We start from the raw sequence: 25,900 nt of genomic DNA on the forward strand, positions 1-25,900 counted from the left end.
GGCGGATCACCGAGGCGCTGTGGCGGCTGAGCGGCCGCAGCGGCCCGGCGGTGGTGCTGGGCCTGGCGTCGATGCCCTATCTGCCGGTATCGCTGGGCGCGAACGAGGCCGGGCAGCGGCTGGAGCGGGCGACGCGCGCGGCCGCGGCCAAGGTGGCGGCGCGCCACGGCACCACGATCGGGATCGAGCCCTGGTTCCCCGGCATCTCCGACATGAGCTTCCTCGGCACGGGCGACGAGAGCTCGGTCGCCGCCATCGCCGCCGACACTCCGGCCTGGGGCGCCGGCCTGCCCTGGCCCGACGGCCCGGCCCTGGCCCAGATCCCGATCGTCAATGCCGGTCCCTGGGGCCGCGACTACCACACGCCGCTGGAGCGCATCCACCGCCCCTACGCCTTCGAGGTGCTGCCGGAGCTGATCCGCGAGATCGCCGATGGGGTGATCCGGGGGTAGGTGCGCTTGGTCTTTCCCTTCCTGTCATTGCCGGGCTTGACCCGGCAATCCAGGGGCCATGAAGAGCTGTTCTTGAAAGCCCCTGGATCCTCGGGTCAAGCCCGAGGATGACAATGTGAGGGTGGGGAGCCCCCCGCCCTACTGCCCGCCCAGGAACAGCACCCGGGTCAGCAGGGTGTAGTCGGACTCCGCCACCATGATGGCGACGAAGACCAGCAGTGCCGCGGGCGGCAGGATGATGGCGTAGACCAGGGCTAGCCGTTCCCACTTCATATGCATGAACACGGCGACGATCAGCCCCGCCTTCAGCATCATGAAGATCAGGATCAGCCCCCAGCGCAACAGGCCCTGCAGGGCGAAGTAGTCGACCAGGTAGGAGCAGGCGCTGAGCACGAACAGCCAGCCCCAGACCACCAGATACAGCTTGATCGGGTGCTGCTGGCCCTCGGCATGGGCGACGGGCTGCGACGACCCGTGCCCTTCGTCGATATGCGCGGTGGCGTGTGCCATGGCCCCGTCCCTCACCACAGATAGAACAGCGCGAAGATGAACACCCAGACCAGATCGACGAAGTGCCAGTACAGGCCGGTGATCTCGACGATCTCGTAATGCCCCCGCCGGCTGGTGAAGAAGCCGCGCCGGCCGGTGTCGAAGTCGCCGCGCAGCACCTTGCGGGCCATGATGATCAGGAAGATCACCCCGATCGTGACATGGGTGCCGTGGAAGCCGGTGATCATGAAGAAGGCCGATCCGAATTGCGGCGCACCCCAGGGGTTGCCCCAGGGCCGCACGCCCTCATGGATCAGCTTGGTCCATTCGAAGGCCTGCATGCCGACGAAAGTGGCGCCGAGGGCCGCGGTCACCAGCATCAGCACCGCCGTCTTCACCCGGTCGCGGCGATAGCCGCAATTCACCGCCATGGCCATGGTGCCGCTGCTGCTGATCAGCACGAAGGTCATGATCGCGATCAGGAGCAGCGGGACAGACTCGCCGCCGACGGTCAGCCCGAACACCTCGCTCGGGTTCGGCCAGGTCTCGGTCGTCGACATCCGCACCGTCATGTAGGACAGCAGGAAGCAGCCGAACACGAAGGTGTCGCTGAGCAGGAAGATCCACATCATCGCCTTGCCCCAGGACGCGCTCTTGAAGGCGCGCTGGTCGGACGACCAGTCGGCGGAGATGCCCTGCCAGCCCTTCGGGCGAATGATCGGTCCGGCGATATCGGCTTCGGCCATCGGCTCCTCCCCTAGCTCAGCATCCGGCTGCAGATCTCGGCGAAGCGGTCCGCCCAGCCGGTCAGCAGGGCGAGCAGGATCAGCCAGACCAGCAGCAGGAAATGCCAGTACAGCGTGCATAGCTGGACGCTCACGCGCAGCCTGTCGGGATCATGGTTGCGCCAGGCCCGGGCACCGGTGCGGCCCAGGGCCACCAGGCCGCCCAGCACATGTGCGCCATGCGCCGCGGTGACCAGGTAGAAGAAGGAATTGGCCGGGTTGGTGGCCAGGAAATAGCCCAGCAGATGCAGCTGCTGCCAGGCCAGGAGCTGCCCGACGACGAACACCAGCGAAGCGGCGCCGCCGGCCAGCAGGCCGGTGCGGGTGTCGGCCAGGTCGCCGCGCTGCGCCGCCGCCTGGGCGCATTGCAGGCCGACGCTGGCCGCCGCCAGGGCCGCGGTGTTGATCCACAGCAGCGCAGGCACCGGCAGCGCCCGCCAGTCCGGCATCGCCATGCGCATCGAATAGGCGCTGACCAGCAGGGCGAACAGCGCGCCGGCGACGGTCAGGAAGACGCCGAGGCCGATCATGGCGGTCGGCCGCCGCGACGCGCCGGTCGGCGGCACGTTGCCGACCGTGCTCTCCTGCAGCCACGGCTTCTCCATCAGCCCCTGCCGGGCCAGCCACCACAGGGCCAGCCCGCCGAGCACCAGCATGAAGACGGTGACGATGACCACGGCCGGCGTCCTCAGCCGTGGCGCACGGCGCCGGGCATGTTCTGCGGCAGGAAATCCTGCGCCGCGCCCGGCACGTTGTAGTCATAGGCCCAGCGATAGACCACCGGCAGCTCGCGCCCCCAATTGCCGTGCGGCGGCGGCGTCTCCGGCGTCTGCCATTCCAGCGTCGTCGCCCGCCACGGGTTGCCGCCGGCCTCGCGGCCGTGCCGCAGGCTCCAGATCAGGTTGAACAGGAACAGCAGCTGGGCCGCGCCGACGGTCAGCGCCGCGGCGGTGATGAAGATGTTGAGGTCATGGGCCGAGGGCGGCACGAAGGCGGTCTCGCCGAGCTCGAAATAGCGTCGCGGCACGCCGATCAGCCCGAGATAATGCATCGGGAAGAAGATCGCGTAGGCACCGACGAAGCTGACCCAGAAATGGATCTTGCCCATGGTGTCGCCCAGCATCCGGCCGGTGATCTTCGGGTACCAGTGGTAGATCGCGCCGAACACCACGAAGATCGGCGCCACCCCCATCACCATGTGGAAATGGGCGACCACGAACATGGTATCGGACAGCGGCACGTCGACCACGACATTGCCAAGGAACAGCCCGGTCAGCCCGCCATTGACGAAGGTGACGATGAAGGCGATGGCGAACAGCATCGGCGGCGTCAGGTGGATGTCGCCGCGCCACAGGGTCAGCACCCAGTTGTAGACCTTGATCGCCGTCGGGATGGCGATGATCAGCGTCGTGGTGGCGAAGAAGAACCCGAAATACGGGTTCATGCCGCTGACATACATGTGGTGCGCCCAGACGATGAAGCTCAGCGCGCCGATGCCGACGATCGCCCACACCATCATGCGATAGCCGAAGATGTTCTTGCGGGCGTGGGTGCTGATCAGGTCGGAGACGATGCCGAAGGCCGGCAGGGCGACGATGTAGACCTCGGGATGGCCGAAGAACCAGAACAGGTGCTGGAACAGGATCGGGCTGCCGCTGGCGTATTTCAGCTGCTCGCCCATCTCGACCAGGGCCGGCATGAAGAAGCTGGTGCCCAGCAGGCGGTCCAGCAGCATCATCACGCAGGCGACGAACAGCGCCGGGAAGGCCAGGAGCGCCATGACCGTGGCGGTGAAGATGCCCCACACCGTCAGCGGCATCCGCATCAGCGTCATCCCCCGCGCCCGCGCCTGCAGCACGGTGACGACGTAGTTCAGCCCGCCCATGGTGAAGCCGATGATGAACAGGATCAGCGACCCGAGCATCAGCAGGATGCCCCAGTCGCGCCCGCCCGGCGTGCCGGACAGGATCGCCTGCGGCGGGTACAGGGTCCAGCCCGCCCCGGTCGGCCCGCCGGGGACGAAGAACCCGGCCACCAGCACCAGCACCGCCAGCAGGTAGATCCAGTAGCTGAGCATGTTGACATAGGGGAACACCATGTCCCGCGCGCCCAGCATCAGCGGGATCAGGTAGTTGCCGAAGCCGCCCAGGAACAGCGCCGTCAGCAGGTAGATCACCATGATCATCCCGTGCATGGTGATGAACTGGTAGTAGCCGTTGGCATCGATGAAGGAGAAGTAATCCGGGAAGGCCAGCTGCAGCCGCATCATCCAGGACAGGACCAGCGCCACGAAGCCGATCGCCAGCGCCGTGCCGGCATATTGCACGGCGATGACCTTGGCGTCCTGCGAGAACACCCAGGTCGTGAGCCAGCTTCTCGGGTGGTACAGCTCGACATCGGGCACCTCGGCCGGCGGCACCGGGTCGAGGGGTTCGCGGATGACGTCGACCATTGGCCTGTCCTCCTGCTTCCTCCGCGGCCGGGATCGACGGGGATCGTCCCGGCCGGCTGATGCTCCTCCTCGCGGCCCCTCCCCTTCGCGGGGCCGGACTCAGTTCGCGGCGGCCACCTCGTGCGCGGCCGGCACCGGCAGCGCCGAGACCTGGCCGAAGGTCGATTGCTGCTGCAGCCAGGCGTCGTAATCGGCCTGGGCGTCGACCACGACCGTGCCGCGCATATAGGGATGGCCGGTGCCGCACAGCTCGGCGCACAGCACCTCGAAGGTGCCGGTGCGGGTCGGCGTGAACCAGTAATAGGTGACCGAGCCCGGGATCATGTCCATCTTCGCCCGGAACTGCGGCACGTAGAAATCGTGCAGCACGTCGACCGACCGCAGCAGCATCTTCACCGGCTTGTCGATCGGCAGATGCAGTTCGCCGCCCTGGATCAGCACGTCGTCCAGGCCGGCCGGATCGTCGGCGTGGATGCCGAACGGGTTGTCCGCCGTCACCATCTGGGTCGAGGCGGCGCCGAGCCTGCCGTCCTTGCCCGGCAGCCGGTAGGCCCATTGCCATTGCTGGCCCAGCACCTCGACCTCGGTGGCCTCCTTCGGCACGGTGACGAACTGGGCCCAGACCACCAGGCCGGGCGCCAGCATCGCCGCCACCCCCACCCCGGTGATGATGGTCAGCCAGCCCTCCAGCCGCTTGTTCTCCGGCTTGTAGTCGGCGGTGTTGCCCTCGCGGTGGCGGAAGCGCCAGACGCAATAGGCGGTGAACAGCACGATCGCGGTGAACACCACGCCGGTGATCCAGAAGGTGATCTCGATCGTGCCGTCGATGTAGTGCCAGTTCGAGGCGATCGGGGTCCACCACCAGGGGCTCAGCAGGTGGAACACCACCGAGCCGACGGCGACCAGAACCAGGACGAGCGCGGTCTTCATCTGCGGTCACCCCCGTCTTGCGCGATGGCATCGACGCGAAGGCCGGGAAACGGTCGTCTCGGGCCGGGAAGCGGATGTGGCGGCACAGCGAGGGAGCCCGGGGCGCCCCGGCCCATCGGCCCGGCGCGGCAGTCTCCCCCTAAATTGGGCCACATCGTCATGGACAGCGGCCTTCGCACTCGTCGAGGCCGGCCGGCTTCTCCGTCTGGCCCGGCCGTCCCCGCGTCATGGTCGACGCGAGGGCGACCCGTGCAGCAACAGACTTGTCCGGCCTTGGCCTGTAAATTGATGATGCGGGTCAGCCCGCTCGATTGTCAACGACCTCGGTCAACCGGGCCCGGCGCCTCACTTCTTCTTGCCATCGGCGTCGAACTGCTTGAGGAAGGCGATCAGGTCGTCGATCTTCTGATCGTCCTTCAGGCCGATGAAGGTCATCTTCGTGCCCGGGATCTTGGCCCGCGGGGCCTTGATATATTCGCGGAACACCGTCTCGTCCCAGGTGATGCCCGAATTCTTGTTGGCGTCCGAATAGTTGTAGCCGGCGACCGAGCCGGAATGGCGGCCGAACAGGCCGTTCAGCTCCGGCCCCACGGCGTTCTTGGCGGTCTCGCCGATCTGATGGCAGGCCTTGCATTGTGCGAACACCTTCTCGCCGGCCGCCGGGTCGCCGTCGGCCCGGGCGCCGGTTGTCAGAGCCATCAACGCGAGTGCACCGATCAGGGTCGAACGCATCATCACGCTTCCTCCTGGCTGGCTGCATGCTGGCTGTATCGGACGTTGCCGATGCGCCGATACTCCGGCTTTCCGCCCGCCCCTTCAAGGCCCGAGCGATTCGGGGCGCTGCGGCTGCCGTCTTCATGTCAAGAAAGACAGGGGACGGAATGCCGCAGCCGGGTTATACTTTGGTCCATGGCGGGTCGCGGCGAGCGTGACCGGCGGCCATCCCGGCCGCACTGCCACGGTCGAGCGCGCCCCCTCGAACACAGGTTCGGGAGGAACGGACATGACCATCCGAAACCCCCTGGAATGGGGAGCGGACCAGCTCAGATTCGGCGGCCACGCCCTGCGCACCGGCGGCCAGAGCGTGTTCCACGCCGAGGAAAATCCGAACACCCTGGCGCCGGCGGTGCACCGCATCGGCCTGCACGACCTGCGCGAGGCCCTGGCCAAGGGCTTCGAGGATTTCGGCCACTACCGCACCGACGTGCTGTATCTCTGCCTGATCTATCCGGTGGTCGGGCTGGTGCTGGCGCGGGCCATGGTCGGGCAGGACATGATCCCGCTGCTGTTCCCGCTGGCCTCGGGCTTCGCCCTGATCGGGCCCTTTGCCGCGATCGGCCTCTATGAGATGAGCCGGCGGCGGGAGATGGGTCAGCCCTCCAGTTGGGGCGCCGCCTTCGGCGTGCTGCGCACGCCCCGCTTCGGTGTCATCCTGACGGTCGGCGCCATCCTGGCGGCGATCTTCGTGCTGTGGATGTTCCTGGCGAACGTCATTTACAACAACACCCTCGGCCCGGGCGAGCCGGCCTCGATCGCCACCTTCCTCAGCCAGGTGTTCGGCACCGCCGCCGGCTGGACCCTGATCGTGGTCGGCTGCGGCGTCGGCCTGGTCTTCGCCGTGGCGGCGATGGCGATCGGCGTGGTGTCCTTCCCGCTGCTGCTCGACCGCGACGTCGGCGCCGACACGGCGATCTGGACCTCGGTCCGTGCCGTGGCGGCCAACCCGATCCCGATGGCGGCCTGGGGCGTGATCGTCGCCGCCGGGCTGGTGCTGGGCTCGATCCCGCTGTTCGTCGGGCTGATCGTGGTCATGCCCGTGCTCGGCCACGCCACCTGGCACCTGTACCGCAAGCTGGTGAATTAGCCCGTAGGTTGGGTTCGCCTTCGGGCGAACCCAACCTACTCTTGTCAATGGGCTCCCCCACCTCCGCCGGCGGCCCCCTTCTTCATGATGAAGACGCAGGCGGCCGAGGCCAGCAGGATCACGCCCAGCACGGCGAAGGTGTCGCTGAAGCCCATCACCAGCGACTGCGCGTGCACGGTCTTGCCGATGGCGATCACCGCCTGGTGCTTGGCCGTGGCCGGGTCGGACACACCGCTCGACAGGAAATAGCGGGTCAGCTGGTCGATGCGGGTCCGCGTCGCCTCCTGGAACATCGACACCGACTGGCCGATGATGTTCGAGTGGTACTGCTCGCGCTTGGTCACGATGGTGCCCAGGAGCGCGGTGCCGAAGGCGCCGCCCAGATTGCGCAGCATGTTGAACAGGCCCGAGGCGGCGGCGGATTCGTGCCGGGCGATGCCGGCCATGGCGATGGCCGACAGCGGCGCCATCACCACCGCCTGCCCCATGGCGCGGACGATATTCGGCACCAGCAGCTGATCGCCGCCATAAACCAGCGACATGTTGATGTTCATGAAGCAGCTGGCGGCGAAGACCAGCAGGCCGCCGGCCACCAGCCAGCGGGCGTCCATCCGCCCCATCAGCATCGGCACCAGCGGGATGATCAGCAGCTGCGGCAGGCCGGTCCAGGCCATCACCTCGCCGATCTGCTGCGAGTCGTAGCCCTGCACCTGCGCCAGGTACTGCGGCAGCAGATAGGCGCTGCCGTAGAGGGCGAATCCCAGGAAGACATTGGCCAGCGTGCCGAAGCCGAAGTTGCGGCGCAGCAGCAGCCGCAGGTCCACGGCCGGCTTCGCCACCCGCAGCTCGATCCAGATGAAAAGCGTCAGGAAGACGGCGGCAATGACGGCCAGCCGGACAATGAAGGGCGACCCGAACCAGTCGTCCTTGTTGCCCTCCTCCAGCACCGTCTGCAGCGAGGCCAGGCCGATCGCCATGGCGCCGATGCCGAACCAGTCGCCCTCCTTCAGCAGGTGCAGCTTCATCGGCTCGCGCTCAAGCGTCGCCGCCAGCCCGGCCAGCATGAAGGCGCCCGGCACCAGGTTGATGTAGAAGATGTATTCCCAGCCGTAATTGTCGGTCAGCCAGCCGCCGATGGTCGGGCCGATCGCTGGCGCGAAAGTGGCGGTGATGGCGAACAGCGCCATGCCCATCGGCCGCTGCGACAGGGGCAGCTTGGTCATCACCAGCGTGAAGGCCATCGGGATCAGCACGCCGCCGGTGAAGCCCTGGATGCCGCGCAGCAGGATCATCTCGCCGAGATTGGCGGCGAATGCACAGGCCACCGAGAACACCAGGAACAGCGTGGTGTTGACCAGCAGGAAGCGACGGAAGGAGAAGACCTGGCTGAGATAGGCGGTCAGCGGGATGACGATGATCTCGCCGATCAGGTAGGAGGTCGAGATCCAGGCACCGTTGTCGACGCCGGTGCCGATGCCGCCTTCGATCTGCGGCAGCGAGGCGTTGGTGATCTGGATGTTCAGCACCGCCATGAAGGCGCCGAGCAGGCCGGAGAACACCGAGATCCAGGTGGTCAGGCTGGCGCGGTCGGCCGGCGGGGCGCCGGCGGTGGTGGTGGCGGAAGACATCGCTGTGGCCCTCCGGGCCGCGGATCTGCCGCGCTCAATGCGCGGCCGAATCCTGCTTCGTGGCGTCCTGCTTGGTGTTGATCGTCGCGATCACCGACATGCCGGGGCGCAGCTGGCCCGCCAGCGGGTCGTCGCGGTCGAGCACGACCTTGACCGGGATGCGCTGCACGATCTTGGTGAAGTTGCCGGTGGCGTTGTCCGGCGGCAGCAGGGCGAATTCCTGGCCGCTGGCCGGCGACAGGCTGTCGACATGGCCGTGGATGTCGGCGTCCGGGAACATGTCGACGGAGATGTCGACCGGCTGGCCCGGATGCACGTCGGTCAGCTGCGTTTCCTTGAAGTTGGCGACGATGTAGGTCTCGGCCAGCGGCACCACCGCCATCAGCTGGGTGCCGGCCTGGACGTACTGGCCGACGCGCAGGGTGCGGTTGCCGATGGTGCCGGCCATCGGCGCGGTGATGGTGGTGTAGCCGAGGTTCAGCTCGGCCTGGCGCTGCGCCGCCTGGTCGGCCGCCAGCGCGGCCTTCGCCTTCTCCAGCTGGGCCTTCAGCACGTCGAGCTGCTTCTCGGCCGCGGTCACCGCTGCCTGGTCGCGCTGCAGCGTCGCCGTCGCCGACTGGACATTGGCGGTCATCTGCTGCGCGTTCTGGACGCTGCCGTTGCCGGTGCGCGCCAGGGCGGTGTAGCGGTCGAACTGCTGCTGGGCGTAGGTCAGCGCCGCCTGGTCGACCCCGACGGTGGCACGCGCTTGCTCGATTGCTGCGGCCTGCTGCTGGATCGCGGCATCGGCATCGGCGATGTCGGCCTGGGCGGACAGGACATTGGCCTTGGCCTGGTCCAGCGCCACGGCATAGTCGCGGTCGTCGATCCGGGCCAGCGGCTGGCCCGCGGTCACCGCCTGGTTATCCTGCACCAGGACCTCGCCGATATAGCCCGAGACCTTCGGCGCGATGGTGGTCGAATCGGCCTTCACATAGGCGTCGTCGGTCGATTCCTGGAACCGGCCGACAGTCCACCAGTTCCAGCCGAACCACACGGCGCCGGCCAGGACGATGGCGCCCAACGGCAGCAGCAGAAGCTTCCTGCCGAGGCGGCGCGGCGCCGGTGCCGGCGCGGCCGGGGCCGTGCTGGCCTCCGGCGCCGGAGCGGTGCGGAGCTGGGCCGGCTGAACCTGATGGGTCATGACAATTGCCCTCCAAAGCCGAAACCGCCCGGGGCGCCGGCCGTCTCCAGGAGCGGCAGGATCGTCGTGGCGATTTAGGAAACTTGACGGTTTCCACCCAAAGATGGGAGATGAAGGCGAAATGCGCAAATGCGCGACCGAGGGGCCAGACATGCAGGAAACGCCGAAACGGCCGCGGGGGCGGCCGCCGCTGCGCAGCGACGAGGAGACTAGGCGGTTGATTCTGGAGGCGGCGACCCGGATCTTCCTGGCGCAGGGCTTCGGCGCGACCAGCATGGAGGCAGTGGCCCAGGCGGCCGGCGTCTCGAAGAAGACGATCTACCGTTTCGTCGACACCAAGGAGCATCTGCTGGAGGCGGTGATCGATGCGCGGTCGGAAGCGCTGCGGTCGCCGATCGGGCACGATGCCGGACCCGACCCGGCGGCGGCGAAGCAGGCGCTGCGCCAGTTCCTGCAGGAGCTGACGCGGCTGGTGCTGTCGGAGGAGACGGTGGCGCTGAACCGGCTGGTCTATGCCGAATCGCTGCGCTTTCCGGCGATGGCGCACGCCTTCTACCAGGCCGGCCCGGTGCGCAACGCCCAGGCGCTGGCCGCCTGGCTGGAGACGCAGCGCCGGCACGGCGTGCTGCGGTTCGAGGACAACCTGACCACAGCCCAGATGCTGGTCTCGATGACCATCGCCGAGCCGTTGCGCGCCGCCACGCTCGGCGTCGCCCCGCTGCCGACGGCGGCGGAGAACGACCACCGCATCGTCGAGGCGGTGGAGATCTTCCTGCACGGCTGCCAAGTGCCGCGCTAGGCGCCCGCGGCGACGGGGCCGCCGCGGGCTGTGGCCTTACAGCACGAAATCTGCCGCCGTCAGGCCGTGATCGGACAGGACGGTGATGATCGAGTCCGGCTGCTTGTCGCCGTTGACGTCGAGATAGACGCCCTGGCGGCCATCGCCGAAATCGACCACCCGGATCTCCGCCCCGGCGCCGGTGAAGCCGCCGGTGCCAAAGGCGAAGGCGGTGTCGCCGTTGTCGGGGTTGCCGTCGGCGTCGATCGCCAGCAGGCTGATCTTGTCGCCGGTCGAGAAGTCCGCGATCGTGTCCTTGCCCGACGCCGCCACGGTGCTCTCGGTGACGTTGGCATAGACGAAGGTGTCGTTGCCGGCCCCGCCCTTCAGGAAATCGGCGCCGACCCCGCCCTGGAGCGTGTCGTTGCCGTCGCCGCCCCAGAGGGTGTTGTTGCCGCCGTCGCCGGCCAGGTTGTCGGCGAAGGCGGAGCCGTAGACCTGCTCCACCCCGGTCAGCGTGTCGCCCTCGGCGTCGCCGCCGAAGCCGGTGCCGGATTGGAGGTTGATGGTCACCCCCTGAGAGGAGCCGGCATAGGACGCCGTGTCGATGCCGGCACCGCCGGTGATGGCGTCGGTCCCCTCGCCGCCGTGGATGAGGTCATTGCCGGCGCCGCCGTCGATCTGGTCGTTCCCCGCGCCGCCGACGATGGTGTCGTCGCCGTCGTCGCCGGAGACGATGTCGTCGCCGGTGCCGGCATCGATCGAATCGTTGCCGATTCCGCCATGGATGGTGTCGACGCCGTCGCCGCCGACGAGCCGGTCGTTGCCGTCGCCGCCGTCGAGATTGTCATTGCCGGCCTCGCCCGAGAGCGAGTCGTCGCCGCCATTGCCGATGAGCGTGTCGTTGCCGAGCTCGCCGCCAATGATGTTGCGGCCGGCATCGCCGGTCAGCGTGTCGTCGTGGCTGGAGCCGTACAGGTTCTCGATATTGGCGAGCGTGTCGCCGGCCGCGTCGCCGCCGGTGTTGACGTTGGTCAGCAGGTTGACGTTCACCGCCGCCGACGAGCCCTGGTAGTTGGCGAAATCCGACCCCGCGCCGCCGTCGAGGGCGTCGGACCCGGCGCCGCCGCGGATCGTGTCGTCGCCAGCGCCGCCGCTCAGCGCATTGTCGCCGGCGGAGCCGTACAGGTGATCGGTGAAGGCGGAGCCGGTCACGTTCTCAATCAAGGACAGCGTATCGCCCTGGGCGTCGCCGCCGCTGCCGGTGCCGGCCGCCAGGTCGATGGTGACCCCCGCGGACGAGGTCGTGTAGTCGACGGTATCGATGCCATCCTGCCCGCCCAGCTGGTCGGCCCCGGCGCCGCCGTCGAGCCGGTCATCACCGAGCCCCCCGTTCAGCTGGTCATTGCCGTCATTGCCTGAGAGCCGGTCCGCGCCCGAGCCGGCATTGACGAGGTCGTCGCCCCCGGCGGCCGAGAGGGTGTCGTCGCCGTCCCAGCCCCAGAGCTGGTTGTCGCCCGCATCGCCCGTCAGGTGGTCGCCGAAATTGCTGCCGTTCAGCTTCTCGATGCCCGAATAGGTGTCGCCTTCGGCATCGCCGCCGGCCCCGGCGCCGCCCGATCCGAGATCGATGGTCACGGCGGCCGGCGAGCTGAAATAGTCGACAAAGTCGCTGCCGGCCCCGCCGTTCAGCACATCGGCCCCTGCCCTCCCGACGAGGACGTCGTTGCCGTCATCGCCGTTGAGGGTGTCGTTGCCGTCGCCACCGTCGACCGTGTCCTGGTCCGCCCCGCCGTGGAGGATGTCGTTCCCGATGTGCCCGGTGACCTGGTCGTCCCCGTCACCGCCATCGATCGTATCGTCGCCGCCGGCGCCGCCGAGCACGTCATTGCCGCCCAGGCCGCTGACCGTGTCGGCATCGGCCGTGCCGGGAAAGAAATCGGCGCCCGGCGTTCCCGTGAAATCCGCCATTCCAACGATCTCCGTCAAAAAAGTCGTGACCGGCGATACAGCCACGGATCTGCGTTAAGCCGCAGAAAGGAACGCGACCTGTGCGGCGGAATCCAGCGGAAAATTGCCGGGACACGGTTCGATTCCGCTTGAATCGCGTCGATATCGAAAAGCCGGGGCTGAACCGCAACGCGGCGGCGCGCCCTCACCCGGTTTGATTTCCCTTCATCAAATTTTGATGATATCCCTTCAATCCAGGGAGGGGCTTCCGTGGCCAGGACGACGCTGCAAGACGTCGCGCGGGAAGCCGGCGTCAGCGTCGCGACCGTCGATCGCGTGCTGAACGGACGTGCCGGCACCCATGCGCGCATGGTCGACCGCGTGAAAGCGGCGGTCGAAAAGCTGCATTACGAGCCGGACCGGCTGGCGTCGCGCCTGTCGCGGGCGCGCGATTTCCGCTTCACCGCGATCCTGCCGGTCGGCAGCAACGACTTCATGCATATTCTGGAGCGGGAGTTCCGCGCCCTCGCCCGCCGCTACGAGGCCGAGCGGGTGGCGATCGACGTGCTGCTGGTCGACGTCTTCGACGGCGAGGCCCTGGCCGAGGCGCTGGAGCGCCTGCCGGCCGAGATCGACGGCGTCGCCGTGGTGGCGCTGGACCATCCGGCGGTGGCCGAGGCGCTGAATGCCCTGGCCACCCGCGGCACAGCGGTGGTGACGCTGGTATCGGACCTTCCGGGCGTCAGGCGCCGCCACTATGTCGGGCTCGACAATCATGCCGCGGGCCGCACCGCCGCCAGCCTGCTGGGCCGCTTCCTGGGACCGCGCCGCGGCAAGGTCGGGCTGATCGCGGGCTCCCTGCAATTGCGCGACCATATCGAGCGGCAATTCGGCTTCGAGCAGGTGATCGCCCGCGAATACCCGCAACTGGAGGTGCTGCCGCTGCGCGAGGCGCGCGACGACACCGCCCGGGTCGAGGCCGCGGCCCACACCCTGCTGGACGAGAACCCGGACCTGGTCGGCCTCTACAATGTCGGCGGCGGCCAGCAGGGCGTGGTCGCGGCGTTGGAGGCGACCGGCCGGGCCCGCGACATCGTCTTCATCGGCCATGAGCTGACCGAGTTCACCCGTCGCCACCTGGTGCGCGGCACCATCGACGCCGTCATCAACCAGGATGCCGGCCATATGGCACGCAGCAGCGTCCGGGTGCTGCTGGCGCTGCGCGAGGGCGCGCCGATCGTGCCGGACCAGGAGCGGATCCGGATCGACATCTTCATCCGGGACAACATGCCATGAGCGCCCCCTCCCCTCGTCCGGCGAACGGGCCGATGCTGTCCGTCCAGGGCCTCGGCAAGACCTTCGGCACGGTGGCCGTGCTGCAGGAGGTCGGCTTCGACCTGCAGCCGGGCGAGGTCCATGCCGTGATCGGCGAGAACGGCGCCGGCAAGTCGACGCTGATGAAGATCCTGGCCGGGCATCTCGAGCCGACCGCCGGCACCATCGCGATGAACGGCGCGCCGATCCGCTTCACCGGCCCGGTCGATGCCGAACGGCACGGCATCGTGCTGGTGCATCAGGAGATCCTGCTGGCGCCGCATCTGACGGTCGCCGAGAACCTGTTCCTGGGCCGCGAGAAGCGGCGCGGCCTGGCCGCCGGCTTCAGGGTCGACGACCGCGCCATGAACGCCCGCGCGGCCGAGGCGGTGCGGTCGCTGGGGGCGGAGATCGACCCGGCCGTGCCGGTGGCCCAGCTGTCGATCGCCCAGCGCCAGCTGGTGCAGATCGCGCGGGCGCTGCTGGTGCCGCACAGCGTGGTGATCTTCGACGAGCCGACGGCGTCGCTGACCACGCATGAGACCGACGCGCTGCTCCAGGTCATTCACGACATCCGGGCCAAGGGCGTGGCCGTGCTCTACGTCTCGCACCGGCTGCCGGAGGTGAAGGCGATCGCCGACCGGGTGACGGTGCTGCGCGACGGCAGGCTGGTCGGCACCCATGACGCGGTGGATCTCGAGCCGCTGGACATGGCGCGGATGATGGTCGGCCGCGACATGGCCAATCTCTACCCGCCGCACACCGACGCCCCGGCCGGCAACCCGGTGCTGGAGGTCCGCGGCATGACCGTGCCGCGCTACGCCCATGACGCCTCCTTCACCCTGCGGCGCGGCGAGATCCTGGGCTTCGCCGGACTGGTCGGCGCCGGCCGCACCGAGCTGCTGGAGGGCGTGCTGGGGCTGCGCGCCGCGCAGGGCGAGATCCGCCGCGACGGCAGGCCCGTGCGCTTCGCCACGGTGCGCGACAGCATGGCGGCCGGCATCGTCTATCTCAGCGAGGATCGCAAGGGCAAAGGCCTGCTGCTGGCCCAGGACCTGCGCATCAACCTGACCCTGGCGGCGCTGAAGCGCTTCACCCGCGGGCCGGTGATCGACACGGCGAAGGAATGGCAGGAGCTGGACCGCGCCATCGCCGCCTTCGACGTGCGCACCCGCCGCCGCGACCTGCTGGCCGGGCAGCTCTCGGGCGGCAACCAGCAGAAGCTGCTGCTGGGCAAGATGATGCTGCTGGAGCCTGAAATCGTGGTGATCGACGAGCCGACGCGCGGCATCGACATCGGCACCAAGCAGCAGATCTACCGCTTCGTCGCCGAGCTGGCGGTCCAGGGGAAATCAGTGATCGTGATCTCCTCGGAGATGCAGGAGCTGATCGGCCTGTGCCACCGCATCCTGGTGATGCGGTCCGGCCGCATCGTCGGCGAGGTCAGCGGCGATGCGATGACCGAGGACGAGATCGTGACCTACGCCACCGGCGTGAAGACCATGGCATCGGCGGGGACCGCATGAGCAGCACCATGACCACCACCGATACGACCACCCGGCGCGGCCCCCGCTTCGACATCCGCGCCGCAGCGCCCTTCGCCGCTCTGGCGGTGCTGATCGTCGTCGGTGCCCTGCTGAACCCGAACTTCCTCAGCGCCGACAACCTGCTGAACGTGGCAACGCGCAGCGCCTTCATCGCCATCATCGCGGTCGGCGCCACCTTCGTCATCACCGCGGGGGGCCTCGACCTGTCGGTCGGGTCGATGGCCGGTTTCGTCGCCGGCTGCATGATCCTGCTGATGAACGCGGCGCCGCTGGGCGACGGTGCCACGCTGATCGCGCTCGCCATGGCCGTCGCCATCGTGCTGGGCGCGCTGTGCGGCCTGGGCAACGGGCTGATCACCACGGTCGGGCGGATCGAGCCCTTCATCGTCACCCTCGGTACCATGGGCATCTTCCGCGGCCTGCTGATCTGGCTGGCCGAGGGCGGGTCGATCGCGATGAAGGCGCCCGACCTGCGGGCGCTCTATCGCCCGGTCTATTTCGGCACGGTGTTCGGCGTGCCGGTGCCGATCCTGGTGATCCTGGCGGTCGGCGCGCTGGGCGCCTTCGTGCTGTACCGCACCCCGTTCGGCCGCCATGTCCGCGCCGTCGGATCGAACGAGGACGTCGCCCGCTACTCCGGCATCTCGGTCGACCGGATCCGCACCCTGACCTATGTCATCCAGGGCGTCTGCGTCGCCGTGGCGGTGCTGGTCTATGTGCCGCGCCTCGGCTCCGCCACCACCACCACCGGCCTCCTATGGGAGCTGCAGGCGATCACCGCCGTGGTGGTCGGCGGCACCGCCCTGCGCGGCGGCGTCGGCCGGATCTGGGGCACGATCTGCGGCGCCCTGATCCTGGAGGTCGTCGGCAACATCATGACCCTGTCCAACCTGGTCAGCGAGTACCTGATCGGCGCGGTGCAGGGCGCCATCATCATCATCGCCATGCTGGTGCAGCGGTCGCTGCTGCGCCGGCCGGGCGGGTAAAGCGGGGCAGAGCCGCCCGTCCGCAAGGGGCTCGATTCCAGGGGAGGAATTCATGCATCTCAGATTGATTGGCCTGACCGCCGCGGCCCTGCTGGCCTTCGGCGCCGCCCAAGCGCAGGAGAGCAAGACCATCGCCGTGTCGATCCCGGCCGCCGACCATGGCTGGACCGGCGGCGTGGTCTACCACGCGCAGGAGCAGGCGAAGGCGCTGGAGGCCCGCTATCCGGGGCTGAAGGTGATCGTCAAGACCTCGCCGGACGGCGCCTCCCAGGCCAATGCGCTGGAGGACCTGACCACCCAGGGCATCGACGCGCTGGTGGCCCTGCCGCACAACTCCGACGAGCTGACCGACCCGATCCGCCAGGTGAAGTCGAAGGGCGTCTTCGTCACCGTGGTCGACCGGGCGCTGAGCGACCAGTCGATCCAGGACCTCTACGTCGCCGGCAACAACCCGGAACTGGGCCGCGTCGCCGGCACATACATCAAGGACACGCTGGGCACCGGCGACGTCGTCGTCATCCGCGGCCTGCCGATCGTGATCGACGAGGAGCGGATCAAGGGCTTCGACGAGGCGATCGCCGGCAGCGGCATCAAGGTGCTGGACAAGCAGTTCGGCAACTGGAGCCGCGACGACGCCTTCAAGGTGATGCAGGACTACCTGGCCAAATACCCGAAGATCGACGCGGTGTGGTGCCAGGACGACGACATGGCCGTGGGCGTGCTGGAGGCGATCAAGCAGGCCAACCGCAGCGACATCAAGTTCGTGGTCGGCGGCGCCGGCATGAAGGACATGGTCAAGAAGGTGATGGACGGCGACAAGATGATCCCGGTCGACGTGCTGTACCCGCCGGCCATGGTCGCGGTGGCGATGGACCTGACCGCCGCCAATCTCTACGACCACCTGCCGGTGCGCGGCCGCTACATCCTGGACGCCACGCTGGTGACCAAGGACAACGCCAAGGAGTTCTACTACCCAGACTCGCCGTTCTGAGGGCTTGATCCACTCCCCCTGCTGTCATTGCCGGGCTTGACCCGGCAATCCAGAAGATGTCGACAGTTTCTGGATGCCCGGGTCAAGCCCGGGCATGACAAAGAGGGGGGGGGTACAGAAAGAAAAACTCCGGCCTCGGGCCGGAGTTTTCCATTCGGTCAGTGCGACAGGCTCAGAAGTTCAGCGCCTTGGCCTGCACGACGCTGGGCAGGCCCTGCACGGTCTTGACGATCTCCTCCGCCACCGGGCTGTCGACCGAGACCAGCGCCAGGGCGCTGCCGCCCTCGGGCCGGCGGCCGAGGTTGAAGTTGGCGATGTTGATGCCGGCATCGCCCAGCACCGTGCCGAGACGGCCGATGAAGCCGGGCTTGTCCTCGTTGCGCACGAACAGCATGTTGCGCGCCACCTCGGCCTCCAGCGAGATGCCCTCGAGCTCGACGATCCGCGGCTTGGTGCCGGCGAAGAGCGAGCCGGCGATCGTCCGCGTCTGGCGCTCGGTCGTCACCGTCAGCCGCACCAGCGTGTGGTAGTCCTCGCAGGTCTCGCGCTTGGTCTCGCTGACATCGATGTCGTATTCGCGGGCGATCACCGGCGCCGACACCATGTTGACGCTGTCGAGCAGCGGCCGCAGCAGCCCGGCCAGGATGACGCTGGTGATCGGCCGGGTGTTCAGCTGGGCGACATCGCCCTCATAGGTGATGTTGACCGCCTTCAGCCGGGTCTCGGTGATCTGGCCGGCGAAGCCGCCCAGCTGCTCGACGAGGGCGAGATACGGCTTCAGCTTCGGCGCCTCCTCCGCCGTCACCGACGGCATGTTCAGCGCGTTGGTCACGGCGCCGGACAGGAGGAAGTCCGAGATCTGCTCGGCCACCTGCAGCGCTACATTCTCCTGCGCCTCGGTGGTGGCGGCGCCCAGATGCGGGGTGCAGACCACGTTCGGCAGGCCGAAGAAGGCGCTCTCCTTCGCCGGCTCGACCGCGAAGACGTCGAGCGCAGCGCCTGCGACGTGGCCGGACTTCAGCGCCGCCAGCAGGTCGTCCTCGACGATCAGCCCGCCGCGGGCGCAGTTGATGATGCGCACGCCCGGCTTCATCTTCGCGATCGCCGCGGCGTCGATGATGTTGCGGGTCTGGTCGGTCAGCGGCGTGTGCAGGCTGAGGAAGTCGGCGCGCTGGAACAGCCCGTCCAGCTCGACCTTCTCCACCCCCAGGTCCAGCGCCCGCTCCGGCGACAGGAACGGGTCGTAGGCGATGACCTTCATCTTCAGGCCGATGGCGCGGTCGGCGACGATCGAGCCGATATTGCCGCAGCCGATCAGGCCCAGCGTCTTGCCGAACAGCTCGACGCCCATGAAGCGGGACTTCTCCCACTTGCCGGCATGGGTCGAGGCGTTGGCGTCCGGCAGTTGCCGGGCCAGCGCGAACATCATCGCGATGGCGTGCTCGGCGGTGGTGATGGAGTTGCCGAAGGGCGTGTTCATCACCACCACGCCGCGCTGGGTGGCGGCCGGGACGTCGACATTGTCGACGCCGATGCCGGCGCGGCCGACGACCTTGAGGTTGGTCGCGGCGGCCAGCACCTCCTTGGTCACCTTGGTGGCCGAGCGGATGGCGAGGCCGTCATACCGGCCGATGATCGCGCGCAGCTCCTCGGGCTTCAGGTCGGTCTTGACGTCGACCTCGACGCCGCGGTCGCGGAAGATGGCGACGGCGGCCGGGGACAGGGCGTCGGAAATGAGAACCTTGGGCATCGCTGTGCTCCAGAATTTCTCCGTCATTCCCGCGAAAGCGGGAATCTCAATGGCGTCGGACGGCTCGGTCCGGAAGAGATCCCCGCTTTCGCGGGGATGACGGGTTCAATGGGAAGAACGAGAGAGACTAGGCGGCCAGCTTCAGCTCGGCCCGGGCGCGGTCGAACGCCCAGTCCAGCCAGGGCAGCAGCGCCTCGAGATCGGCGGTGTCGATCGTGGCGCCGCCCCAGATGCGCAGGCCCGGGGGCGCGTCGCGATAGCCGTTGATGTCGAAGGCGACGCCTTCCTTCTCCAAGAGCGAGGCGATCTTCTTCGGCACCGCGGCCTGCGCCTCGTCGTCCAGCGCCGTGACCGCCGGGTCGACGATCTTCAGGCAGATCGAGGTGCAGGAGCGGACGGCCGGATCCGCCGCCAGGAAGTCGACCCAGGGCGTGCGCGCGACCCAGGCGGCCACGGCGGCGAGATTGTTCTCCGACCGCTCGATCAGCTTATCCAGCCCGCCGATCTCCTCGGCCCAGGCGAGGCCGTCGATCGCGTCCTCGACGCACAGCATCGACGGGGTGTTGATGGTCTCGCCCTTGAACGGGCCCTCGGCCAGCTTGCCCTTGGAGGTCAGGCGGAACACCTTCGGCAGCGGCCACGCCGGGGTGTAGCTCTCCAGCCGCTCCACCGCGCGGGGCGACAGGGCCAGCATGCCGTGAGCCCCCTCCCCGCCCAGCACCTTCTGCCAGGACCAGGTGACGACGTCGAGCTTGTCCCACGGCAGGTCCATGGCGAAGGCGGCCGAGGTGGCGTCGCAGATCACCAGGCCCTGGCGGTTCGCCGGGATGGCGTCGCCATTGGCGAGGCGCACGCCGGAGGTGGTGCCGTTCCAGGTCAGCACCACGTCGCGGTCGAAATCGACCTGGCCGAGATCCGGCAGCTCGCCGTAAGGCGCCTTGAAGGTGCGGACATCCGGCAGCTTCAGCTGCTTGACGACGTCGGTGACCCAGCCCTCGCCGAAGCTCTCCCAGGCCAGGAGATCGACGCCGCGGGCGCCGAGCAGGGTCCACAGCGCCATCTCGACGGCGCCGGTGTCCGATCCCGGCACGATGGCCAGGCGCCAGCCGGCGGGCATGCGCAGCACGCGCTTCGACCGCTCGATAACGTCGGCCAGCCTGGCCTTGCCGATGCCGGCGCGATGCGACCGGCCGAGGGCGGCGTTCTGCAGCGCCTCGAGCGACCAGCCGGGACGCTTGGCACAGGGACCGGAGGAGAAATTGGGGTTGCGCGGACGGAGTCCGGGCGTGGGGGCGAGCGCACTCGCAGTCATGTCTATCCTTCCAGATAGCAGCGTCCCGGTGGGGGGACGTGGCCCGCCGCGGAGGATAGAGATCACCCCGGTTCCGTCAACCGGTATTTGGAGCCTATCCAATCTTTCACTGTCATCCTCGGGCTTGACCCGAGGATCCAGGGGTTTTCCAGAACAGCTCTTGGTGGCCCCTGGATTGCCGAGTCAAGCCCGGCAATGACAATAGAGGGGGTGGTGATGCCTTACGCCGCCGCGTGCTCGATCGTGGTGCAGATCTCGCCGACCAGGGCCTCGATCAGCGCCGCGTCCTCGCCCTCGGCCATCACCCGGATCAGCGGCTCGGTGCCGGATTTGCGGATCAGCAGGCGGCCGTCCTTGCCGAGCCTCGCCTCCGCCGCGGCGATCGCGTCCTTCACCGGCGCCTGCTCCAGCGGCGACGGCGCGCCCGGCACCGGGGTGAAGCGGACGCTGCGCAAACGCTGCGGCATCGGCTCGAACACCCGGAACACTTCGCTGGAAGGCCGGCCGGCCTGCTGGATCACCGCCAGCACCTGCAGCGCTGCGATCAGCCCGTCGCCGGTGGTGGCATAGTCGCTCATGACGATGTGGCCGGACTGCTCGCCGCCGAGGTTGAGGCCGCGCTCGCGCATGGTCTCGACCACGTAGCGATCGCCCACGGCGGTGCGGATCAGGTTGATTCCGAGACCACCCAGGAACCGCTCCATGCCGAGATTCGACATCACCGTCGCCGCCACCGCCGGCTGGGCAAGGCGGTCGCCGGAGAACCAGTCGCGCGCGATCATCGCCATCAGCTGGTCGCCGTCGATCTGGCGGCCGGTCTCGTCGGCCATGATCAGCCGGTCGGCGTCGCCGTCCAGCGACAGGCCGAGATGGGCGCCATGGGCCACCACCGCCTGCTGCATCACGTCGGTCGCGGTGGCGCCGCAGCCCTTGTTGATGTTCAGCCCGTCCGGCGACACGCCGATGGTGACGACCTCGGCCCCCAGCTCCCACAGCACGGCGGGGGCGACCTTGTAGGCGGCGCCGTTGGCGCAGTCGACCACCACCTTCAGCCCGTCGAGCCGCAGGCCCTTGGGGAAGGTGTTCTTGGCGTATTCGATGTAGCGGCCGGAGGCGTCGTCCAGCCGCCGGGCGCGGCCGAGCCGGGCTGCGGGGGCCAGCTGGTCCTCCGCCGGCTGGGCGATGCGGTCCTCGATCTCGCGCTCGACATCGTCCGACAGCTTGTAGCCGTCCGGCCCGAACAGCTTGATACCGTTGTCTTCGTACGGGTTGTGCGAGGCCGAGATCATCACGCCGAGATCGGCGCGCAGCGACCGGGTCAGCATGGCGATCGCCGGGGTCGGAATCGGCCCGACCAGGGTGACGTCCATGCCGGCGCCGATGAAGCCGGCGGTCAGCGCCGGCTCCAGCAGGTAGCCGGACAGGCGCGTATCCTTGCCGATCACCACCAGGTGGCGATGGTCGCCGCGGCGGAACTGCGCCGCCGCCGCCGTCGCCACCTTCAGCGCCGTCTCAGCCGTCATCGGTTCGACATTCGCACGACCGCGGATGCCATCGGTCCCGAACAGCTTGCGCGTCATCTAGTCCCCTGCCTCTGCCTCGATCCCCACCTGCAGCGCCGACCACACGGCCAGCGCCTGCCGCGTCTCCGCGACGTCATGCACCCGTAAGATTTGCACCCCCTGGCCGACGCCGTACAGCCCCGCCGCGACCGATCCGGGCCCCCGCGCCTTCGGGTCGGCGGCACCGGACAGCGTGCCGATGAAGCGTTTGCGCGACACGCCCAGCAGCACGGCGCAGCCGAGGCCGTGCAGCAGCGACAGGCCGCGCAGCAGCGGCAGGTTGTGGTCCAGCGACCTCTTGCCGAAGCCGATGCCGGGGTCGACCGCGATGCGATCCAAGGGAATCCCGGCAGCGGCGCAGGTTGCCACGCGTTCCTCCAGCCAGTCGAACACGTCGAGCAACACGTCGTCATAGACCGGGTTCTGCTGCATCGTCCGCGGCTCGCCCTGGATGTGCATCAGCACCACCGGGCAGCCGGCGCGGGCGACAACGCCGAGGCTGGCGGGGTCGCCGGTCAGGCCGGTGACATCGTTGACGATGCGGGCGCCGACGGCCAGCGCCGCCTGCATCACCACGGCGTGACGGGTATCGACCGACACGGCCAGGCCTCGGTTGGCGAGATTGCGGATCACCGGCTCGATCCGCGCGATCTCTTCCTCAGCCGATACCGGGGCGGCGCCCGGCCGGGTCGATTCGCCGCCGATATCGAGGATTTCCGCCCCCGACTCGGCCATCGCCAGGCCATGGACGATCGCGCGGCTGGAGTCGGCGAAGTCGCCACCGTCGGAGAAGCTGTCCGGCGTGACGTTGACGATGCCCATCAGCCGCGGGCGATCGAGGGCGAGGCCGGCGAAATCCGGCCGCGGCCGGGTGAGCTTGTCGAGCCGGTCGTCGATCGCGGTGGCAAGGTCGTGGCGGCCGGCCCAGCGGCGCAGCGTATCGAGATCGGCGACGGCGCGGACGATGTCCGATGCCGGATGGGCCGGTGCCGCCCCCTCCCCCGGAACCGCTGCCGCGGTTCCGACCTCTCCCCGGGGGAGAGGTGATGGTTCCCCTCTCCTCGGGGAGAGGGAGGGGCCCGTTCGCGTTGGCGAACGGGAGGGTGAGGGGGGATCCCGCCGCAGGACCAGCTCGACCCGGTCGAAGAACAGCGGCCCGCCGGCCAGCGGCAAAGCGCCAGGGGCGGCATCTGTCAGGCCGAGCGGGCGCAGATACACACGCACCCCGGGCCGGGCGGCCCAGGGCGCGAGATCGTCGGAGAGGGAAACGGCACGGGCCGCGTCGAAGCGCGGCCCGCGGGTCTTGTCAGTCGCCATCCGGTCAGGTGCCCGGCTGCGGCTCCGGGTCGATGCCCTTGGCGCCGCCTGAGGGCACCGAGGTGCGCTTGCCGCTGGTCGGGCGCTTCGGCGGCGGCGGCTCGTCATTCGGCTCCGGCCGCACGATCGGCTCGCCGCGCAGGATCAGGCCCCGCACCTCGTCGCCGGTCAGCGTCTCGAACTCGAGCAGCGCATTGGCCAGCAGGTGCAGCTGGTCGATGTGCTCGGTGAGGATGTTGCGGGCCTTGGTCTCGGCCTCCTCGATCAGGCGACGCATCTCCTCGTCGATGATCTTCGCCGTCTCCTCCGAGACGTTCTGCGTCTGCGTCACCGAATGGCCGAGGAACACCTCCTGGCCGTTCGAGCTGTAGCGCAGACGCCCCAGCTTCGGCGACATGCCCCATTCGGTGACCATGGCCCGGGCCAGGTTGGTCGCCGCCTGGATGTCGCTCGACGCACCGCTGGTCACCCGCTCCGGCCCGAAGATCAGCTCTTCCGCCAGGCGGCCGCCGAAGGTCATGGCCAGCCGCGATTCCATCTGGATCTTGGCCCAGCTGATGCGGTCGTTCTCCGGCAGGCTGATGACCATGCCCAGGGCCCGGCCGCGCGGGATGATCGTCGCCTTGTGGATCGGATCATGCTCAGGCACGTACAGGCCGACGATGGCGTGGCCGGCCTCGTGATAGGCGGTGGTCTTCTTCTCCTCGTCGGTCATGACCATCGAGCGGCGCTCGGCGCCCATCATGACCTTGTCCTTGGCCTCCTCGAACTCGGCGTGGGAGACCACGCGCTTGCCGCGCCGGGCGGCCAGCAGCGCCGCCTCGTTGACGAGGTTGGCGAGGTCGGCGCCCGAGAAGCCCGGCGTGCCGCGGGCGATGGTGCGCGGATCGACATCCGGCGCCAGCGGCACCTTGCGCATATGGACCTTGAGGATCTTCTCACGGCCCATGATGTCCGGGTTCGGCACCACCACCTGGCGGTCGAAGCGGCCGGGGCGCAGCAGCGCCGGGTCCAGCACGTCCGGGCGGTTGGTGGCGGCGATCAGGATCACGCCCTCATTCGCCTCGAAGCCGTCCATCTCGACCAGCAGCTGGTTCAGCGTCTGCTCGCGCTCGTCGTTGCCGCCGCCCAGGCCGGCGCCGCGATGGCGGCCGACCGCGTCGATCTCGTCGATGAAGATGATGCAGGGGGCATTCTTCTTGCCCTGCTCGAACATGTCGCGGACGCGGGAGGCGCCGACGCCGACGAACATCTCGACGAAGTCGGAGCCCGAGATGGTGAAGAACGGCACATTGGCCTCGCCCGCGACCGCGCGGGCGGTCAGGGTCTTACCGGTGCCGGGAGGGCCGACCAGCAGCACGCCCTTCGGAATCTTGCCGCCCAGGCGCTGGAACTTCTGCGGGTCCTTCAGGAACTCGACAATCTCCTCGAGCTCCTGCTTGGCCTCGTCGATGCCGGCGACGTCGTCGAAGGTGATGCGGCCGGTGCGCTCGGTCAGCAGCCGGGCGCGGCTCTTGCCGAAGCCCATGGCCTTGCCGCCGCCGGACTGCATCTGGCGCATGAAGAAGATCCAGACGCCGATCAGCAGCAGCATCGGCAGCCAGGACACCAGGATGTTCAGCAGCGGGCTGGGGCCGTCGATCGGCGCGGCCTGCACCAGGACACCGTTCTGGGTCATCCGGTTGACGATGTCGGTGCCATCCGGCGCGTAGGTCTGGAAGGACTGGCCGTTGGTGTAGTGGCCGGAGATGGTCTGCCCCTGGATCCGGGCATCGGCGATCTGCTTGTCCTCGACCGCCTTCACCAGCGCGCTATAGGCCAGCTCGCCCTGCGAGCTGCGCCCGCCGGACGTCTGAAACAGGTTGAACAGCGCCAGGAGGAGCAGGCCGATGATGATCCACAGCGCAAAGTTCTTGCCGAAATTATTCACGGACGGTCGCCTCATGTCCCGCGCATACCGCTTGCGCGGCGCCACGGCGTCGTGGGTCCCCGGAATGCCTCCGGAGGCTCGCTAGTAGATAATATAGCGCCGCGTCTAAACAACCGGGAATCCATTCGGCAGGAGCGGCCGAAGCGGCTCGAACCGCAGAAACAGGCTGTTTTCGTCCCCGCCCGCGAGGACCGGCCGGCGCCGCACGTGGCCATTCCGCCACAGTGCCGGCAGCACCGCGGCCACCTCGAAGGGCAGAGTGTCGGGACGCGCGCCCCGCGTCGCCGCGTCGCCCCAGGCTGCGATCCGATCGTCCGCGGCAGCCTCTTCGGGCATTTCGATGCGGAAACGGCCGTCCCAAAGCAAGGAAGTGCCGGGGGCTGCCCCGACGATCTCCGGCAGATGGCGGCGTTCACGGACCACCAGCAAGCGGTCGCCGGCGATGCGCAGGCGGCAGCGGCCCAGGGTGCGACCCAGCAGCGCACCGTCCTGCAACGCCTCCGCCAGCCGCTCCAGCGCGTCGAAACCGGCTTCGACGCCGCCGCCGATGCAGGCGATGACGGAGGCCAGCAGGCGCCGTGCGATCTCCGGATCCGCCTGCCGCAGGGCCGGCAGTTCGATCGCGGCATAGCCCGCGGGGTCGAGCCGCACGGCACGGACGCCCAGCTCCGCGGTGATCC

The 25,900-nt window shown here is 68.7% G+C and carries 20 protein-coding genes and 2 pseudogenes; 7 read left to right on the forward strand and 15 right to left on the reverse strand.

Annotated features, from left to right (window positions below; all coding sequences use genetic code 11):
- Positions 1 to 452 (forward strand): annotated as a pseudogene (locus tag P409_RS38670) (hypothetical protein); the annotation flags it as partial.
- Positions 453 to 590: 138 nt separating this feature from the next.
- On the opposite strand, the gene P409_RS03185 reads toward P409_RS38670, so the two are convergent.
- The 6 genes from P409_RS03185 to P409_RS03210 all read right to left on the reverse strand — a co-directional run bounded on the left by P409_RS03185 (position 591) and on the right by P409_RS03210 (position 5,843).
- Positions 591 to 962, reverse strand: a complete 372-nt coding sequence (locus P409_RS03185; RefSeq protein ID WP_034831620.1) for a cytochrome C oxidase subunit IV family protein — start codon at positions 960 to 962, stop codon at positions 591 to 593.
- Between the two features lie 11 nt (positions 963 to 973).
- Entirely contained in the window at positions 974 to 1,687 is a 714-nt protein-coding gene (locus tag P409_RS03190) for a heme-copper oxidase subunit III family protein (RefSeq protein WP_034831621.1), read from the reverse strand.
- Positions 1,688 to 1,698: 11 nt separating this feature from the next.
- The gene (locus tag P409_RS03195) at positions 1,699 to 2,403 is read right to left on the reverse strand and encodes a cytochrome c oxidase subunit 3 (RefSeq protein ID WP_034831622.1); all 705 of its coding nucleotides are present in this window, start codon (positions 2,401 to 2,403) and stop codon (positions 1,699 to 1,701) included.
- A gap of 11 nt (positions 2,404 to 2,414) precedes the next feature.
- Positions 2,415 to 4,178, reverse strand: a complete 1,764-nt coding sequence (locus P409_RS03200) for a cytochrome c oxidase subunit I (RefSeq protein ID WP_034831623.1) — start codon at positions 4,176 to 4,178, stop codon at positions 2,415 to 2,417.
- A 99-nt stretch (positions 4,179 to 4,277) separates the two neighbouring features.
- On the reverse strand, positions 4,278 to 5,108 hold the full coding sequence (locus tag P409_RS03205; RefSeq protein WP_034831626.1) for a cytochrome c oxidase subunit II: 831 nt from the start codon (positions 5,106 to 5,108) through the stop codon (positions 4,278 to 4,280).
- A 345-nt stretch (positions 5,109 to 5,453) separates the two neighbouring features.
- Positions 5,454 to 5,843, reverse strand: a complete 390-nt coding sequence (locus P409_RS03210; RefSeq protein ID WP_034831628.1) for a c-type cytochrome — start codon at positions 5,841 to 5,843, stop codon at positions 5,454 to 5,456.
- Between the two features lie 268 nt (positions 5,844 to 6,111).
- On the opposite strand from P409_RS03210, the gene P409_RS03215 reads away from it, so the two are divergent.
- On the forward strand, positions 6,112 to 6,972 hold the full coding sequence (locus tag P409_RS03215) for a DUF2189 domain-containing protein (protein ID WP_081991188.1): 861 nt from the start codon (positions 6,112 to 6,114) through the stop codon (positions 6,970 to 6,972).
- Between the two features lie 44 nt (positions 6,973 to 7,016).
- On the opposite strand, the gene P409_RS03220 is transcribed toward P409_RS03215, so the two are convergent.
- Entirely contained in the window at positions 7,017 to 8,600 is a 1,584-nt protein-coding gene (locus P409_RS03220; protein WP_034831631.1) for an MDR family MFS transporter, read from the reverse strand.
- A gap of 34 nt (positions 8,601 to 8,634) precedes the next feature.
- Positions 8,635 to 9,783: an HlyD family secretion protein gene (locus P409_RS03225; protein ID WP_052119973.1), complete on the reverse strand. Its 1,149-nt coding sequence runs from the start codon at positions 9,781 to 9,783 to the stop codon at positions 8,635 to 8,637.
- A gap of 151 nt (positions 9,784 to 9,934) precedes the next feature.
- On the opposite strand from P409_RS03225, the gene P409_RS03230 reads away from it, so the two are divergent.
- Positions 9,935 to 10,582 (forward strand): TetR/AcrR family transcriptional regulator, encoded by a 648-nt coding sequence (locus tag P409_RS03230; RefSeq protein WP_034831655.1) that lies wholly within the window; start codon positions 9,935 to 9,937, stop codon positions 10,580 to 10,582.
- Between the two features lie 36 nt (positions 10,583 to 10,618).
- On the opposite strand, the gene P409_RS03235 is transcribed toward P409_RS03230, so the two are convergent.
- A complete protein-coding gene (locus tag P409_RS03235; protein WP_052119975.1) occupies positions 10,619 to 12,532 on the reverse strand; it encodes a calcium-binding protein in 1,914 nt (637 codons plus the stop codon).
- Between the two features lie 249 nt (positions 12,533 to 12,781).
- Here P409_RS03235 and P409_RS03240 point away from each other — a divergent pair, with 249 nt between their 5' ends.
- The 4 genes from P409_RS03240 to P409_RS03255 are packed head-to-tail and all read left to right on the forward strand — an operon-like array spanning position 12,782 to position 17,349.
- Positions 12,782 to 13,807, forward strand: a complete 1,026-nt coding sequence (locus tag P409_RS03240; protein ID WP_152613225.1) for a LacI family DNA-binding transcriptional regulator — start codon at positions 12,782 to 12,784, stop codon at positions 13,805 to 13,807.
- On the forward strand, positions 13,804 to 15,351 hold the full coding sequence (locus P409_RS03245) for a sugar ABC transporter ATP-binding protein (protein WP_052119976.1): 1,548 nt from the start codon (positions 13,804 to 13,806) through the stop codon (positions 15,349 to 15,351). The genes P409_RS03240 and P409_RS03245 overlap by 4 nt, the downstream gene beginning before the upstream one ends.
- A gap of 8 nt (positions 15,352 to 15,359) precedes the next feature.
- Positions 15,360 to 16,358: an ABC transporter permease gene (locus P409_RS03250; RefSeq protein ID WP_034831660.1), complete on the forward strand. Its 999-nt coding sequence runs from the start codon at positions 15,360 to 15,362 to the stop codon at positions 16,356 to 16,358.
- 52 nt (positions 16,359 to 16,410) lie between these two features.
- The gene (locus tag P409_RS03255) at positions 16,411 to 17,349 is read left to right on the forward strand and encodes an ABC transporter substrate-binding protein (RefSeq protein WP_034831638.1); all 939 of its coding nucleotides are present in this window, start codon (positions 16,411 to 16,413) and stop codon (positions 17,347 to 17,349) included.
- Positions 17,350 to 17,521: 172 nt separating this feature from the next.
- Here P409_RS03255 and serA read toward each other — a convergent pair whose 3' ends face one another.
- The 6 genes and pseudogenes from serA to P409_RS38675 form a co-directional block, all read right to left on the reverse strand.
- Positions 17,522 to 19,099, reverse strand: a complete 1,578-nt coding sequence (gene serA / locus P409_RS03260) for a phosphoglycerate dehydrogenase (protein ID WP_034831640.1) — start codon at positions 19,097 to 19,099, stop codon at positions 17,522 to 17,524.
- A 127-nt stretch (positions 19,100 to 19,226) separates the two neighbouring features.
- Positions 19,227 to 20,411: a phosphoserine transaminase gene (locus P409_RS03265; RefSeq protein ID WP_034831643.1), complete on the reverse strand. Its 1,185-nt coding sequence runs from the start codon at positions 20,409 to 20,411 to the stop codon at positions 19,227 to 19,229.
- Between the two features lie 221 nt (positions 20,412 to 20,632).
- Complete coding sequence (gene glmM / locus P409_RS03270; RefSeq protein ID WP_034831645.1) at positions 20,633 to 21,991, reverse strand: phosphoglucosamine mutase; 1,359 nt, start codon at positions 21,989 to 21,991, stop codon at positions 20,633 to 20,635.
- Positions 21,992 to 23,290 (reverse strand): dihydropteroate synthase, encoded by a 1,299-nt coding sequence (gene folP / locus P409_RS03275; protein ID WP_052119977.1) that lies wholly within the window; start codon positions 23,288 to 23,290, stop codon positions 21,992 to 21,994. It abuts the gene before it with no gap.
- Between the two features lie 4 nt (positions 23,291 to 23,294).
- On the reverse strand, positions 23,295 to 25,220 hold the full coding sequence (gene ftsH / locus P409_RS03280) for an ATP-dependent zinc metalloprotease FtsH (protein ID WP_034831647.1): 1,926 nt from the start codon (positions 25,218 to 25,220) through the stop codon (positions 23,295 to 23,297).
- A gap of 105 nt (positions 25,221 to 25,325) precedes the next feature.
- Positions 25,326 to 25,900, reverse strand: a pseudogene (locus tag P409_RS38675) (hypothetical protein); the annotation flags it as partial.

Origin of the sequence: Inquilinus limosus MP06 (assembly GCF_000767795.1) — a bacterium.
Taxonomy (GTDB): Bacteria; Pseudomonadota; Alphaproteobacteria; order DSM-16000; family Inquilinaceae; genus Inquilinus; species Inquilinus limosus_E.